The sequence below is a fragment of the Actinotalea sp. genome (genome assembly GCF_041597215.1).
Lineage (GTDB): Bacteria > Actinomycetota > Actinomycetes > Actinomycetales > Cellulomonadaceae > Actinotalea.
Genome location: NZ_JBFHHB010000069.1, coordinates 1 through 13,452, shown reverse-complemented (window position 1 = coordinate 13,452; position 13,452 = coordinate 1). Strand labels below are relative to the sequence as shown.

The following is a 13,452-nucleotide window of genomic DNA, read 5'->3' as shown; positions in this document are numbered from 1 at the left end:
CTCAGCTCGAGCGTGCACGGGCACGAGGCCGGGTACATCTCCGCCGTCCTCTTCCTGGTCCCCGGGTTCCCGCTCGTGACCGGTGCGTTGGACCTCGCCAAGCTGGACTTCTCCGCAGGGGTCGCGAGAACTGCGTACGCCCTGATGATCCTCACCTCGGCCGGCCTGTCGGTGTGGGCCGTGTCGTGGATGGTCGGTCTGTCACCCGACCCGGTGCCGCCTGCCGAGCTGCCGTGGGTCCTCACCTTCGTCTTCCGCCTGCTCGCGGGCTGGTTCGGCGTGCTGGGGTTCGCCCTGATGTTCAACTCGCCGTGGAGGATGGCCATCGGCGCGGCGACCATCGGGATGATCGCCAACACCCTTCGTCTCGAGCTCGCGTCCGCCGGCATGGCGATCCAGGCCGCGACGATGATCGCGACCTTCTGCGTCGGGCTGATGGCGGCCGTCGTCGCACCGCGGCTCAAGGTCCCGCGCATCACCATCTCGGTCCCGGCCGTGGTGATCATGGTCCCGGGCGCCGCCGCGTACCGCTCGCTCTTCGGTCTCAACAACGGGGACGTCGACCTCGCGGTGACCAACGGGGCCACCGCGGTGTTCGTCATCATCTCGATCGCCGTCGGGCTCGCCGCCGGACGGATCGTCACCGACCGGGCCTGGGCCTACGAGCGCGGCTGACCCGCGCCGGCCGCTTTGCTCCGGGCTCGTACGGGCGGGTACCCTGCACTGCACCACTGGAGACGTCGCATAGCCAGGCCTAGTGCGCGACCCTGCTAAGGTCGTGAAGGGGCAACCCTTCCGTGGGTTCAAATCCCACCGTCTCCGCCCCGAGGGGGCTGCACGGCCCCCGTAGCCCGAACGAAGGAACCCCTCCCGGGGCACACCGGTGAGGGGTTTCCTGCCGTCCGGGGTCTCCTGCCCTCCGGGGTCAGCGATCGGCCGCCGGCCGTCGGGAACGCGGCCGGCGCGGGGGCTTGGGCGGGAGCGACCGGGCCACCTCGACCGCCTGCGCGACCCACCGGTCCAGCACCGTCTCGTCGGCCAGGTCCGCAGCCGGGACGACCATGAACCCGGTCATCGTCCTGCCGTGCATGTGCATCTCGCGCGCACCGCGCGCCTGCGCCTCGTCGTGCCCGTCCGGTCCGACGCGGATCATCAGTCCGTCCCCCGTCATCCCGCAGGCCATGTGGTCGTCGACCATGAAGGCCAGACCGCCGAACATCGCCTTCTCCTCGGCAGGGGCGTGCTCGGCGAGGGCCGAGCGGACCCGTGCGGCGAGGGACTCGTCGTAGACCATCGGTCGATCGTGCGCCCGTGGAGCAGTCGGCGCCAGCGGTCGGCCCGCCACGCCTCAAGTCCGCCCGGATCCTGTCGATGGGATCGATACCAGCGGTGGGGGCAGCGGCACATGACCATGTGCCGTCGGGGGCTGAACGGGGACAGGGTCATGAGCGGTGCTCGCGGACGTCGGCGGGGCGAAGGCGCCCAGGACGCGCGTGCGCCCTGGGCGCTCACCGCGGTCGGGATTCTCACGGTGGTGGCCTTCGCCACGCTGATGGGGCGGGAGAGCTCGGGTATCGAGTGGTTCCGGGACGCCCTCCTCTACAACGTCCCCTACCTCGCAGGGGTCGGCACGCTGACGTGGAGGGCACGCAGGGAGCGTCGCCGCGGTCGGGAGTGGATCGCGTGGGGGCTGCTCGCCGCTGCGCTGGCGACCGGCCTCCTCGGCAACGTCTACTACACGGCGGTGCTCGGTCCGATGGCCGAGCCGCCCTATCCCTCCATCGCCGATGGGACGTACCTGCTGTTCTACCCCTTGGTCTACGTGGCCGTGATCCGGCTGCTGAGGTCGAAGGTCGCCACCTGGTACCGCAGCGTCTGGCTCGACGGCGTGATCGCCGCCCTGGTCCTCATCGCGCTCGGGACGCAGTTCGCGCTCCAGCCGATGCTCGCCGGGCACGAGGACCGGACGGTCGTCGCCCTGGTCAACCTCGCCTACCCGACCGGGGACCTCCTCCTCCTCGCCATCCTCGCGGGCTCGGTGATCCTGCTCGGCTTCCGTGTGGAGCGCTCCTGGGCGGCGCTGGCCCTCGGGCTCGCCATCACGGCTGTCGCGGACGGCGCGTTCGCGGTCCTCGACTCCCGCGGTGTGTACGTCGAGGGCAGCTCGATCGATCTCGTGTACATCAGCGGGGCCTTCCTCGTCGCTCTCGCGGCGGTGGTCGACAGCGAGCGGCCGTCCCCGCGGTTGACGAGGATGGACGGCTCGCCCCGGACGAGGTGGGCGCTGATCGGCGCCCCGGTCACCGGCTCCCTCGTCGGCCTCGCCCTGCTCGCGCCCGTCGACTCCTGGCCGATCTCCCCGTTGACCCGGTGGCTCGCGCTCGCCGCGCTGTTCGTCTCGAGTGTGCGCACGGTGGTCACCTACCGTGAGGCGGTCGCGTTGAACGGAGCGCGGCAGGAGGCGAGGACCGATGAGCTGACCGGCCTGGTCAACCGCCGAGGCTTCACCCAGAGCGCTCCTGCCCTGCTCCACGCGGCTCTCGCCGACCGGACCCCCGGGCGAGGGTGCGCCGCGCTGCTCCTGCTCGACCTCGACGGGTTCAAGGAGGTCAACGACAGCCTCGGGCATGCGGCAGGTGACCAGCTCCTGGCCGCCCTGGCCTCCCGGCTCACCGGGTCCCTGCGCGGCCCGACCGACCTCCTGGCTCGACTGGGAGGCGACGAGTTCGCGCTCCTGCTCCCGGGTGCCGACCACGCCGGTGCGCGCGTCGCGGCAGCTCGCGTGCACGCCGCCATGGAGGAGTCGATCACCGTGGACGACGTCGCGATCCACGCCTCGGGCAGCATCGGGATCGCCCTCGCGCCGGACCACGGAGTGGATGTCCCGCTGCTGCTCCGCCGTGCGGACATCGCGATGTACCGGGCGAAGACCGAGCGCATCGGGATCGCCCTGTACGACAGCGCCCATGCCGATCCCGACGGCGAGGACCGGCTCCAGCGGGTCGTCGAGGTGCGTGCCGCCCTCGAGGCCGGCGAGATCGAGGCGTTCTACCAGCCCAAGATCGACCTGGCCTCCGGGCGTGCGACCGGGGTCGAGGCCCTGGCGCGCTGGAACTCCCCCGTGCACGGCGTCCTGGGCCCGGAGAGCTTCATCCCGCTCCTGGAGAGCGCGGGTCTCATGACGCAGCTCACCACCACGATCCTGGCGCAGGCGCTCGAGAACGCCCGCCGGTGGGAGCTGGACGGCGAGCAGCTCGTGGTCTCGGTGAACCTGCCTCCGTCGGCTGTCGTCGACGAGCTGCTCCCCGCCCGGGTGCGCGAGCTGCTGGCCAGGTACCAGGTGGCCCCGAGCCGTCTGCAGCTGGAGATCACCGAGGAGTCCCTGCTCGGTGACCGCACCCGAGCGCGCGCCGTCCTGGCGGAGCTGCGCGCGGCCGGGGTGTCCGTCGCGATCGACGACTACGGGACGGGCTACTCCTCGCTCGCGTACCTGCGAGAGCTGCCCGTCGACGAGCTCAAGCTCGACAAGGCGTTCGTCCTTCCGATGGGGCAGGACCCCCGCGCCGCGGCCATCGTCCGATCGACCATCGATCTCGCCCACGCGCTCGGGCTGCGCATCGTCGCCGAGGGGGTCGAGGATGCCACCGCCGCGACGGAGCTCACCTCGTTCGGCTGCGACACCGCTCAGGGCTACCACTTCGCCCGGGCCCTTCCCGCGGCCGAGGTCGGCGGGTGGCTCGCGACGAGGCGGGCCGACGAGGTCCCCCTCGGCGTGCTGCCCTGACCGCGCGGGCGGTAGGCGCCCGGCGGGCTCCCGCCGCGACGGGCGAACGAGCCCAGGGTCGGAGGCGAGGCGCTGGGCGGGCGCCGGCGACCCAGGGCAGGATGGGGCGATGACCACCTCTGCGGACGACGGCGCCCGGACCGACGGGCTTCCCCCCGGCCAGGCCTGGGTCGGCGAGACCGGGACCGGACGGTTCGCCCACGAGGTCAGGGCCGGTCGGCATGTCTGGACGGCCGACGAGCCGGCCTCCGTCGGCGGGGACGACGCAGGTCCCGGGCCCTTCGACATGCTGCTCGCCGCCCTGGCGTCCTGCACCTCGATGACCTTGAGGATGTACGCCGAGCGCAAGGGCTGGCCGGTCGAGCGGATCGCCGTCCGCGCGCTGCGGGAGCGGGTGCAGGTGCCCTCGGCCAGCGGGAGCGGCACTCCCGTGATGGAGGACCGCTTCACCTGCGAGGTGGAGCTCGTCGGGGACCTCGACGAGCAGCAGCGGGAACGGATGCGGCAGATCGCGGATCGCTGCCCGGTGCACCGCACGCTCGAACGCGGGGCGGTGCTCGAGACCACGCTGGTGCCGGCGGGGGAGTGAGCCCGCTCTCGGCCCGTCGCGCGGCTGGTCACGGGCCGATTGGGCGTCAGCGCCCTTGGCCTGTATTCTTCTCGTCGGTCCTCGTGACCATGCGCCCGTAGCTCAACGGATAGAGCATCTGACTACGGATCAGAAGGTTGGGGGTTCGAATCCCTCCGGGCGCACCGAAGCATCCGCAGTGCTCCAGCCCCGGGCCGACCAGCCTGGGGCTGAGTCGTTCCCGGGCCGTGGTGCTGGACCGGTCAGCGGCCGGCGCACGTCGCGCTCGACGAACGGCGGGCAGGTGGCATGGTCAGTCCCCGCCGACCCGCATGTGGATCCGGTCGCCGGCGGCACTGAAGACGCTGATGATCTCGGCCGGAGCGTCACCGACCGCGCTGATGCTGTGCGGTACGAGCGTGTCGAACTCGGCGGCCTCGCCAGGCTCGAGGACGTGCTCGATCTCGTCGAGAAGCAGGCGGACCCTGCCGTTGAGCACGTAGAACCACTCGAAGCCGTCGTGGGTGCGCGGGGCGGGCGCCCGCAGCCTCGGGGGCATGGTGATCTTGTAGGACTGGACGGGGGCGTGCTCGGGCATCAGCGGGACGCTGGTCACCCCGTCGTGGCGCTCGGCCGCGCGGCGCACCCGCGGGTCGGGTCGATCGGCCGGCAGCAGGTCGTCGAGCCGGATACCGAGGTGCTGGGTCAACGGCACGAGCAGCTCGAGCGTCGCCTGCCGCTTGCCGGACTCGAGCCGCGAGAGCGTGCTGGCCGACATCTCTGCCCGGTCTGCGAGGTCCTGGAGGGTCCAGCCGTGCGCCTGCCGCGCCGAGCGGAGGCGGGGGCCGATCCGGGCGATCCGATTCTGGGCGGAGAAGTCGGGCATGCCGCATCTTGCCATTTTCGCAAAGGGGCTTGCAAGAACGGGGAGCGCGCACGCATCGTGTCGGCATGCACACACCTCAGTGGGACGCCGTGGTGATCGGTGGCTCGATCGCCGGCCTCAGCGCCGCCCAGATGCTCGGCCGCGCCCGCCGGGCCACCCTGGTGGTCGACGCCGGTGCGCCCCGCAACCGGTTCACGGCTCATATGCACGGCGTGCTCGGACACGACGGCTCGAGCCCGGCCGAGCTCCTCGCCCGCGGCCGTGCCGAGGTCGCCGGCTACGGGGTCGAGCTGCGGGAGGGCCGGGTCACCGAGCTCCGCGACGAGGGAGACGGCCTCGCGCTGCGACTGGCGGATGGCGAGCCGATCGCCACCCGTGCGGTGATCATCGCGACTGGTGTGGTGGACCGGCTGCCCGGGATAGAGGGCCTCGCCGACCGCTGGGGCCGCGACGTCCTGCACTGCCCGTACTGCCACGGCTTCGAGGTCGCGGACCGCCGGCTTGGCGTCATCGCGACGTCGCCGACGAGCGTGCACCAGATCGAGCTCGTGCGGCAGTGGAGCGAGGACGTGACCGCTTTCGTCGCCCTTGCCGGTCCGCTCGACGAGGCGACCTCCGCCGGGCTCGTGGCCCGCGGGATCCGGGTGGTCACGAGCCCCGTCCGCTCGGTGCAGGCCCGTGAGGGCATGCTCACCGGGTTGACCACCGAGGACGGGCAGCATGTCGCGCTCGACGCGGTGTTCACGGCTCCCGTGCCGGAGCTCGAGCTCGGGTTCGCCGACGGGATCGGGCTGGCCCGCGCCGACCAGCCCGGCGCGCCCCTGCTCGTCGACCCGATGGGGGTCACCAGCCACCCCCGCGTGTGGGCCGCCGGCAACGTGATCGCGCCCTACGGGAACGTCCCGCTGTCGATGGGCTCGGGCTCGATGGCGGGAGCCGGGGTCAATGCAGCGCTGGTCGCCGAGGACACCGCGCGCGCCGTGTCGGCGCGCCGCCACGAGCGCAACGCCGCGTGGGAGGCGAGGTACGCGCAGGTGGACGGCGTCTGGTCCGGCCGGGTCAACGCCATCGTCGCCACCGTCGTCGAGACCCTCCCGCCGGGCCGTGCTCTCGACGTCGGTTGCGGCGAGGGGGGCGATGCGGTGTGGCTGGCCGAGCACGGCTGGACCGTGACGGCCGTCGACGTGTCGGCCACGGCCGTCCGCCGCGCCACCGAGGCTGCACGGGCCCGGGGGCTCGGCGCCGGCCAGGTGGTCTTCGTCGAGGTGGACGCGGCCCTCGACGTTCCGCAGGGGGAGTTCGACCTCGTCACGGCGAGCTTCCTGCACTCCTGGGAACGGGACTTCCCCCGCATCCAGGTGCTCCGTTCGGCAGCCGCTCGCGTCGCTCCGGGCGGTCACCTGCTGGTCGTGTCGCACGCCGCACCGCCGCCGTGGGTCCGTGAGCTCCCGCCCGAGGCGCCGATCATGCGCGCCCCGCTCGAGGATCTCGCGCTCCTCGCGCTGCCGCCGCAGGAGTGGTCGGCCGAGCTCGTCGAGACCCGGGAGCGATCGGTCGTGGACCCGGACGGCAACCCGGCGATGCTCGACGACGGCGTGATCCTTCTCCGCAGGCTGGCGTGACGGGTGGGGCGGCCCTGATCAGGCCTCGTCCAGAGCCTGCTGAGTGCTGCTGGCTCCTGAGGCCGTACCTGCGGTTCGGTGCCCGGTGGAGCGGTGTTCGCAGGGCGTGCGCCGGAGGCGATCGCTGACGTCAATGCCCCGCGCATGCGGCAGTCGGCCTCACGGGGCCCCGACGGCCTCGCCCTCCAGCACGGCCACGTCGGCGCCGACGACGGCGCGCACGATCGCCTCGATCGCGAAGGCCGACGCCCGCCCGAGGTCGAGGTCGTCCGGCGAGAGCAGCCACTGCACCTGCAGCCCGTCCATGACCGCGAGGATGGCGGCCGCACCGACGTCGATCGTCTCGGGCTCCTCGACGCCGTGCTCGGCGCACACGACCCGGAAGGCGTTGGCGACCTCGCGGCGCAGGAAGTCGTAGCGCTCGCGGAAGTAGGGCTGTCCGGGGTGCCCCTCGGTGGTGGCCTCGGCCGACAGCACGGCGTACGCCTGGACGATCCCGGCCCGCTGCGCATTGCGGAGGGCGGTCTGCACCAGGTGGCGGAACAGGCCCATGCCGTCCGGGATGTGCTTGCCCTCGAGCTCCGCGACGTCGTCCTGGTCCCGGTGGACGAGCACCTCGAGCAGCAGCTGATGCTTCGAGCCGAAGTGGTGGAGCACCCCGGCATGGGTCATGCCGACCAGGTCGGCGATCTCCTGCAGGCTCCCGCTCGCGTACCCGCGCTTCCCGAAGACCTCGACGGCGGCGTCGAGGATCTCCCGGTGGCGGGCGAGCGTGGCGGGTCGCGACTTCACTGGGCGCCGTGCCACGTCTGTTCTCCTCTCGCCGGTCGAGGTCACGATTGAGCAACAACCGGGCCTCGACAGCCTATCGGTCCCTTGCATGTTACTGACTGGACGGTAAGTTAATCCTCGCACCCTCACAGCAGAGAGCGCACTGAGGGGTCGCGGCCGGACCGCGCCCCGCACACCGAAGGAGAAGCAATGAGGCTACGGTCCTCCCTCGTCACCCTGAGCGTCGCGACTGCGCTCGCGCTCGCCGGCTGCTCGTCGGGCTCGAGCGACTCATCCGACACAGGCGGCGCTGCCCCATCGGGCGCCGCCCTGACGATCGCCAAGCCGGACGGTGCGATCACCACCGAGTCGCACAACCCGTACCTGGGCGACTCGTCGGCATCGAAGTACGGCTACGCGAAGGTGATCTTCGAGCCGCTCGCGCTCGTGAACCCCACCGGCGACCTCGGCACCACCCCCTGGCTCGCCGAGTCGGTGGAGTGGAACGACGACTACACCCAGCTCACCGTCGTCCCGCGCAGCGGTGTGACGTGGAGCGACGGCACCGACTTCACCGGTGACGACATCGTCTTCACCTTCGACCAGTTCCTCAACGGCACGCTCACCGACACCGGGGGCCTGAACTACCAGGGCGCGACGGTCGACGGCGACGCCATCACCCTGACGTTCGCCGAGTCGAAGTACAACGCCCAGGCGCGTGTGCTGCACACCCCGATCGTGCCCAAGCACATCTGGGAGGGCATCGCCGACCCCAACACCGACCCGCTCACGGAGGACGGCCTGGTCGTCGGCACCGGCCCGTACGTGCTCGACTCCTGGTCGACCGAGTCCGTCACCCTCGCCGCGAACCCCGACTACTGGGGCGGCGAGCTGGCGGTGCCCGAGCTGCACTACGTCTCCTACGGCGACAACGCAGCACTCACCACCGCCCTCGTCTCCGGCGAGGCCGACTGGGCCCAGGCGTACATCCCGCAGATCCAGGACAGCTACCTGGCCGCCGACGAGGACAACCACTTCCTGGTCTCCCCCACCACCGGCGCCGCCACGCTGTTCATGAACCTGCAGACCAAGCCGTTCAACAACGTGGCGCTGCGCGAGGCGCTCGCCTGGACGATCGACCGTCAGTCCTACGTCGACATCGCCCGGGAGGGTGCGAGCGAGGTCGTCTGGAACGTCACCGGGCTCGGCTCCGTGCTGGAGGGCGAGATCGTCCCCGAGTACGCGGGCCAGGAGTACTCGGTCGACGTCGACAAGGCCCGTCAGATCCTCTCCGACGCCGGCTACACCTGGGAGGGTGAGCAGCTGATCGACCCCGACGGCGAGCGCGTCTCGTTCTCGATCTCCGTGCCCGCCGGCTGGAGCGACTGGAACACGGAGCAGGCGCTGATCGCCGAGGAGCTCAACACGGCGCTGGGCATCGAGGTCATCGTCGACCAGCCCGACTGGGGCGGCTGGGACGCCGCCCGCCAGGAGGGCACCTTCCAGGCGATCATCCACTGGCTGGAGGACACCGGGAACGCGTACGGCCTGTACACCTCGACGATGGACCCGAAGTGGATCGTCGACGACAAGGCGCAGTTCAACTTCGGCCGCTTCGATGACCCTGCGGTCACCGAGGCGCTGAACACCTACGCCACCGCCTCCTCCGACGAGGAGCGCGTGGCCGCCTCCGGTGTGCTCCAGCAGGCGTTCGCCGAGCAGGTGCCCGCCATCCCGCTCGGCGCCCACCCGCTGCTCGGCGAGTACAACACTCGCAACTACGTCGGGTGGCCGACGGAGGACGACCAGTACGCCTCCGCCGACCCGACCCAGCCGGGGATCGTCCAGGTCCTGGCGAACCTCGAGCCCGCCAAGTAATACGGTCCGCGTCGGGGCGGGTGCTGCACGCGCCCGCCCCGACGCCTCCGGCGACCCGAAAGCGAGCCCGCACCGATGCGTGATTCCTTGCTGACCGTCCGCGACTTCTCGGTCACCTACGACGTCGACCCGCCCGTCGAGGCGGTGAAGAACGTCACTCTCGAGCTGCGCCGCGGCGAGATCCTCGGGCTCGCAGGCGAGAGCGGCTGCGGAAAGACCACCCTGGCGTACGGGGTGCAGCGGCTGCTCAAGGCGCCGGCCGTGATCACGAGCGGCTCGGTCGTGTTCCACGACAGCTCGGGCGAGGACATCGAGGTCGACGACCTCGACGCCGACCAGATGCGCCGGTTCCGCTGGGACAAGATCTCGATGGTCTTCCAGGGCGCGATGAACGCGCTCAACCCGGTGGCCACCATCGGCTCCCAGCTGGAGGACGTCTTCGAGGTCCACCGCCCCTCGATGTCACGCGCGCAGCGTCGGGAGGCCGTCGCCGAGCTGCTCGAGATCGTCAAGGTCGGCCGGCAGCGCATGCGGTCGTTCCCGCACGAGCTCTCGGGCGGCATGCGCCAGCGCGTGATGATCGCGATGGCGCTCGCCCTGCGCCCGCAGCTGATGGTGATGGACGAGCCGACCACCGCGCTCGACGTCCTCGTGCAGCGCGAGATCCTGCGGCAGATCTCCCAGCTGCGCCACGAGTTCGGATTCACCGTCGTCTTCATCACGCACGACCTGCCGCTGCTGCTCGAGATCAGCGACCGCATCGCGATCATGCGCGAGGGCGAGATCGTCGAGCTCGACACGGCCGAGCGGATCTGGACGAGCCCCCAGGACGAGTACACGAAGACGCTGCTCTCGTCCTTCCCCCGCCTGACCGGAGACAGAGGAGTGGTCGTGCGATGACCGTCCTGGAGTTCGACCATGTCACCAAGATCTACTCGGTGCGCGGCGCGGGTCAGATCAAGGCGCTCGACGACGTGAGCTTCACCCTGGAGTCCGGCCGGACGATCGGGCTCGTCGGCCAGTCCGGGAGCGGCAAGTCGACGATCGCCAAGATCCTCACGCAGCTCGAGACGCCGACGAGCGGGCAGGTCCGCCTCGACGGGCAGCCGATCCCGCGCCGCGGCGCCGGACTGCGGGCCTACCGCCAGAAGCTGCGGATGGTCTTCCAGGACCCGTTCGCGTCGCTCAACCCCTACCACTCCGTCCGCTACCACCTCGAGCGACCGCTACGCCTGCACGACGTGGTGCCCCGTGCCGAGCTGGACGGCGAGGTGCGGCGGCTGCTGGAGAGGGTGCGTCTGGAGCCCGACGCCACGATCGACCGCCGCCCGCACGAGCTGTCGGGCGGCCAGCGTCAGCGCGTCGCCATCGCCCGGGCACTCGCCTCCCGGCCCAGTCTCCTCGTGGCCGACGAGCCGGTGTCCATGCTCGACGTCTCCATCCGCCTCGGGGTGCTCAACCTGCTCGCCGACCTGGGACGTGAGGAGGGCCTCGGCGTGCTCTACATCACCCACGATCTCGCGACCGCCCGCCACTTCAGCGACGAGATCCTCGTGCTCAATCAGGGTCGGGTCGTCGAGAGCGGTCCGGCCGACGACGTGATCCTCCGCCCGCAGGACCCCTACACACGGGAGCTGCGGGCGGCGTCCCCCGACCCCGAGAAGCACTTCGCCTCGCTCTCGGGCCCGAATGGAGGTGCCCTGTGACCGCCGTCCAGCCCCAGCCCGTGGAGGACGCGCTCACGGTCGGCACCACGGCCACCGCAGCCGTCAAGGGCCACTCGCGCATCCCCTGGCGCTTCCTCGCGGGACGTGCCGCGTTCTACCTGTTCACCCTGTGGGCCGCGATCACCATCAACTTCTTCCTTCCCCGCCTGATGAAGGGCGATGCGGTGGACCAGTACCTGTCCCGTAACCGCAACGTCAGCCCGGAAGCGGCGGATGCGCTTCGGACGCTGCTCGGCCTCGACACCGACAAGTCCCTGCTGCAGCAGTACGGCGACTACTGGGGCCTGCTCCTGCGCGGCGACCTCGGCGTCTCGCTGCTTCACGGCCTGCGCCCGGTCACCGAGGTCATCAGCCAGGCGCTGCCGTGGACCGTCGGTCTCGTGGGCTTCGCGACGATCATCTCGTTCGCGATCGGCACGATCGGCGGTGCGATCGTCGGTTGGCGCCGCGGCAGCCGGCTCGACGGGCTCATCCCGCTCACCACGTTCCTCGGCACGATCCCCTACTTCTGGCTGGGGCTCCTGGCGATCGCCCTGTTCTCGGTGAACCTCGGATGGTTCCCCATCGGCAAGGCGTTCGGCGTGGGGATCACGCCGGAGTGGTCGGCGGAGTTCATCGGCCAGGTGATCCACCACGGCACGCTGCCCGCGACGACGATCGTCATCGCCTCGCTCGGCGGCTGGATGCTGGGCATGCGCAACATGATGCTCACGGTGCTCGACGAGGACTACGTCATGGTGGCCCAGGCCAAGGGCATGCCGAACAGGCGGGTGCTGTGGCGCTACGCGGCGCGCAACGCTGTGCTCCCGCAGATCCAGAGCTTCGCGCTGTCGATCGGGTTCATCGTCGGCGGCACGATCGTCATGGAGATGGTCTTCAGCTACCCCGGTGTCGGAAAGCTGCTGCTGGACGCCACCAACGCGAAGGACTACGCCCTCATGCAAGGCGTGTTCCTGGTGATCACCCTGTCGGTGCTCGTCGCCAACATCGTGGCCGACATCGCCTACGCGTTCCTCGACCCGCGCACCCGCCAGACGGAGGCCTGAACATGACCACCGAACCCCGCACGGGACCGGCACCGCGTCCAGGGACGTCGTTCCGCGCTCGCCTGGGCTCCGCCTTCGCGATGTTCCGCAACCGCAAGTCGATCACCGGCCTGGCGATCCTCGGGTTCTTCGTCCTCGTCGCGATCTTCGCCGACGTCCTCGCGCCGTACTCGCCCACCCAGGTCGACAACACCGCGCGCTTCCAGCCACCGTCGGCGGAGCACTGGCTCGGCACGACCCACATCGGCGAGGACGTCCTCAGCCAGGTCATCTACGGCACTCGTGGGGTGATCGTCGTCGGCTTCCTCGCCGCGATCATGGCGACGATCATCGCGGTCGTCGTCGGGGTCGTCGCGGGTTACCTGCGCGGTTGGCGCAGCGAGAGCCTCTCGGCCCTGACGAACGTCTTCCTCGTCATCCCCGGCCTGCCGCTCATCATCATCGTGGCCTCGATGTTCGACAACCCCCCGCTCGTGGTGATCGCGGCCGTGCTGGGTCTCACCGGCTGGGCGTGGGGCGCCCGGGTCATGCGTGCGCAGACGATGTCACTGCGCAACCGCGACTTCATCCAGGCCGCCCGCGCGAACGGCGAACCGCTCCGCCGCATCATCGGCAACGAGATGCTCCCCAACCTCATGGCGCTCATCGCGGCGAGCTTCGTCGGCACGGTGACCGCCGCCATCCTCGGCCTGACGACCTTGTCGTACATCGGTGTGATCCCGGTGAACACCTACAACTGGGGAACGATCCTCAACTGGGCCGGCGCGCAGGGCGCCTTCCGCCAGAACCAGTGGTGGTGGTTCATGCCACCCGGGCTCTGCATCGCCGCCATCGGCGTCGCGTTGTCGCTCATCAACTTCGGCATCGACGAGTACGTCAACCCGCGCCTGCGGTCGGCCGGGGAGCGCGCCCGTGCGATGAAGAAGCAAGGCCTCGACGTGAACGATCCCGTGACGGCCGTGCGCCGGACGACGCCCACCCAGGAGAGCGCATGACCACCACCGACCTCGTCACGTCCCCCTACCTCGACCCTGCGCGGCCGATCGACGAGCGCATCGCCGACCTGATCTCCCGGATGAGCCTGGAGCAGAAGGTCGGGCAGATGATGCAGGTCGACGCACGCGACGACCTCGACGACCAGGTGCTGAACCGGCACGTCGGCTCGATCCT

At 70.8% G+C, this 13,452-nt stretch carries 12 protein-coding genes and 2 tRNA genes; 11 read left to right on the top strand and 3 right to left on the bottom strand.

The annotated features are described in order from the left end of the window. Window positions 1-675 (top strand): threonine/serine exporter family protein (locus ABWK99_RS06855; protein WP_372593958.1); only part of this gene is annotated, 675 nt, incomplete at its 5' end. Between the two features lie 58 nt (window positions 676-733). Further along, window positions 734-822, top strand: a tRNA-Ser gene (locus tag ABWK99_RS06850). 103 nt (window positions 823-925) lie between these two features. On the opposite strand, the gene ABWK99_RS06845 is transcribed toward ABWK99_RS06850, so the two are convergent. Next, window positions 926-1,294, bottom strand: coding sequence for a TfoX/Sxy family protein (locus ABWK99_RS06845; protein ID WP_372593957.1), 369 nt, complete (start codon window positions 1,292-1,294; stop codon window positions 926-928). 150 nt (window positions 1,295-1,444) lie between these two features. Between ABWK99_RS06845 and ABWK99_RS06840 the strand changes: the two genes are divergently transcribed. The 3 genes from ABWK99_RS06840 (at window position 1,445) to ABWK99_RS06830 (ending at window position 4,537) form a co-directional block, all read left to right on the top strand. Continuing rightward, complete coding sequence (locus tag ABWK99_RS06840) at window positions 1,445-3,784, top strand: putative bifunctional diguanylate cyclase/phosphodiesterase (protein ID WP_372593956.1); 2,340 nt, start codon at window positions 1,445-1,447, stop codon at window positions 3,782-3,784. A 109-nt stretch (window positions 3,785-3,893) separates the two neighbouring features. Further along, window positions 3,894-4,373: an OsmC family protein gene (locus ABWK99_RS06835; protein WP_372593955.1), complete on the top strand. Its 480-nt coding sequence runs from the start codon at window positions 3,894-3,896 to the stop codon at window positions 4,371-4,373. Between the two features lie 91 nt (window positions 4,374-4,464). Beyond that, a tRNA-Arg gene (locus ABWK99_RS06830) sits at window positions 4,465-4,537 on the top strand. Between the two features lie 128 nt (window positions 4,538-4,665). On the opposite strand, the gene ABWK99_RS06825 is transcribed toward ABWK99_RS06830, so the two are convergent. Further along, complete coding sequence (locus tag ABWK99_RS06825) at window positions 4,666-5,238, bottom strand: helix-turn-helix domain-containing protein (protein WP_372593954.1); 573 nt, start codon at window positions 5,236-5,238, stop codon at window positions 4,666-4,668. 65 nt (window positions 5,239-5,303) lie between these two features. On the opposite strand from ABWK99_RS06825, the gene ABWK99_RS06820 reads away from it, so the two are divergent. Beyond that, a complete protein-coding gene (locus tag ABWK99_RS06820) occupies window positions 5,304-6,860 on the top strand; it encodes an FAD-dependent oxidoreductase (RefSeq protein WP_372593953.1) in 1,557 nt (518 codons plus the stop codon). Window positions 6,861-7,019: 159 nt separating this feature from the next. On the opposite strand, the gene ABWK99_RS06815 is transcribed toward ABWK99_RS06820, so the two are convergent. Continuing rightward, a complete protein-coding gene (locus ABWK99_RS06815) occupies window positions 7,020-7,667 on the bottom strand; it encodes a TetR/AcrR family transcriptional regulator (RefSeq protein ID WP_372593952.1) in 648 nt (215 codons plus the stop codon). A gap of 174 nt (window positions 7,668-7,841) precedes the next feature. Between ABWK99_RS06815 and ABWK99_RS06810 the strand changes: the two genes are divergently transcribed. The 5 genes from ABWK99_RS06810 (at window position 7,842) to ABWK99_RS06790 (ending at window position 13,277) form a co-directional block, all read left to right on the top strand. Further along, window positions 7,842-9,509, top strand: a complete 1,668-nt coding sequence (locus ABWK99_RS06810; protein ID WP_372593951.1) for an ABC transporter substrate-binding protein — start codon at window positions 7,842-7,844, stop codon at window positions 9,507-9,509. Between the two features lie 75 nt (window positions 9,510-9,584). Further along, window positions 9,585-10,409, top strand: a complete 825-nt coding sequence (locus tag ABWK99_RS06805) for an ABC transporter ATP-binding protein (RefSeq protein WP_372593950.1) — start codon at window positions 9,585-9,587, stop codon at window positions 10,407-10,409. Continuing rightward, window positions 10,406-11,215: an ABC transporter ATP-binding protein gene (locus ABWK99_RS06800; RefSeq protein ID WP_372593949.1), complete on the top strand. Its 810-nt coding sequence runs from the start codon at window positions 10,406-10,408 to the stop codon at window positions 11,213-11,215. The genes ABWK99_RS06805 and ABWK99_RS06800 overlap by 4 nt, the downstream gene beginning before the upstream one ends. Continuing rightward, a complete protein-coding gene (locus ABWK99_RS06795) occupies window positions 11,212-12,282 on the top strand; it encodes an ABC transporter permease (RefSeq protein ID WP_372593948.1) in 1,071 nt (356 codons plus the stop codon). The genes ABWK99_RS06800 and ABWK99_RS06795 overlap by 4 nt, the downstream gene beginning before the upstream one ends. A 2-nt stretch (window positions 12,283-12,284) precedes the next feature. Next, the gene (locus tag ABWK99_RS06790; RefSeq protein ID WP_372593947.1) at window positions 12,285-13,277 is read left to right on the top strand and encodes an ABC transporter permease; all 993 of its coding nucleotides are present in this window, start codon (window positions 12,285-12,287) and stop codon (window positions 13,275-13,277) included. Window positions 13,278-13,452: the final 175 nt, after the last annotated feature.

Bases quoted from the DNA above. Each gene is read 5' to 3' on its own strand.
- ABWK99_RS06845 (WP_372593957.1), bottom strand. From the start codon at position 1,294: ATGGTCTACGACGAGTCCCTCGCCGCACGGGTCCGCTCGGCCCTCGCC.
- ABWK99_RS06840 (WP_372593956.1), top strand. From the start codon at position 1,445: ATGAGCGGTGCTCGCGGACGTCGGCGGGGCGAAGGCGCCCAGGACGCG.
- ABWK99_RS06835 (WP_372593955.1), top strand. From the start codon at position 3,894: ATGACCACCTCTGCGGACGACGGCGCCCGGACCGACGGGCTTCCCCCC.
- ABWK99_RS06825 (WP_372593954.1), bottom strand. From the start codon at position 5,238: ATGCCCGACTTCTCCGCCCAGAATCGGATCGCCCGGATCGGCCCCCGC.
- ABWK99_RS06820 (WP_372593953.1), top strand. From the start codon at position 5,304: ATGCACACACCTCAGTGGGACGCCGTGGTGATCGGTGGCTCGATCGCC.
- ABWK99_RS06810 (WP_372593951.1), top strand. From the start codon at position 7,842: ATGAGGCTACGGTCCTCCCTCGTCACCCTGAGCGTCGCGACTGCGCTC.
- ABWK99_RS06805 (WP_372593950.1), top strand. From the start codon at position 9,585: ATGCGTGATTCCTTGCTGACCGTCCGCGACTTCTCGGTCACCTACGAC.
- ABWK99_RS06800 (WP_372593949.1), top strand. From the start codon at position 10,406: ATGACCGTCCTGGAGTTCGACCATGTCACCAAGATCTACTCGGTGCGC.
- ABWK99_RS06790 (WP_372593947.1), top strand. From the start codon at position 12,285: ATGACCACCGAACCCCGCACGGGACCGGCACCGCGTCCAGGGACGTCG.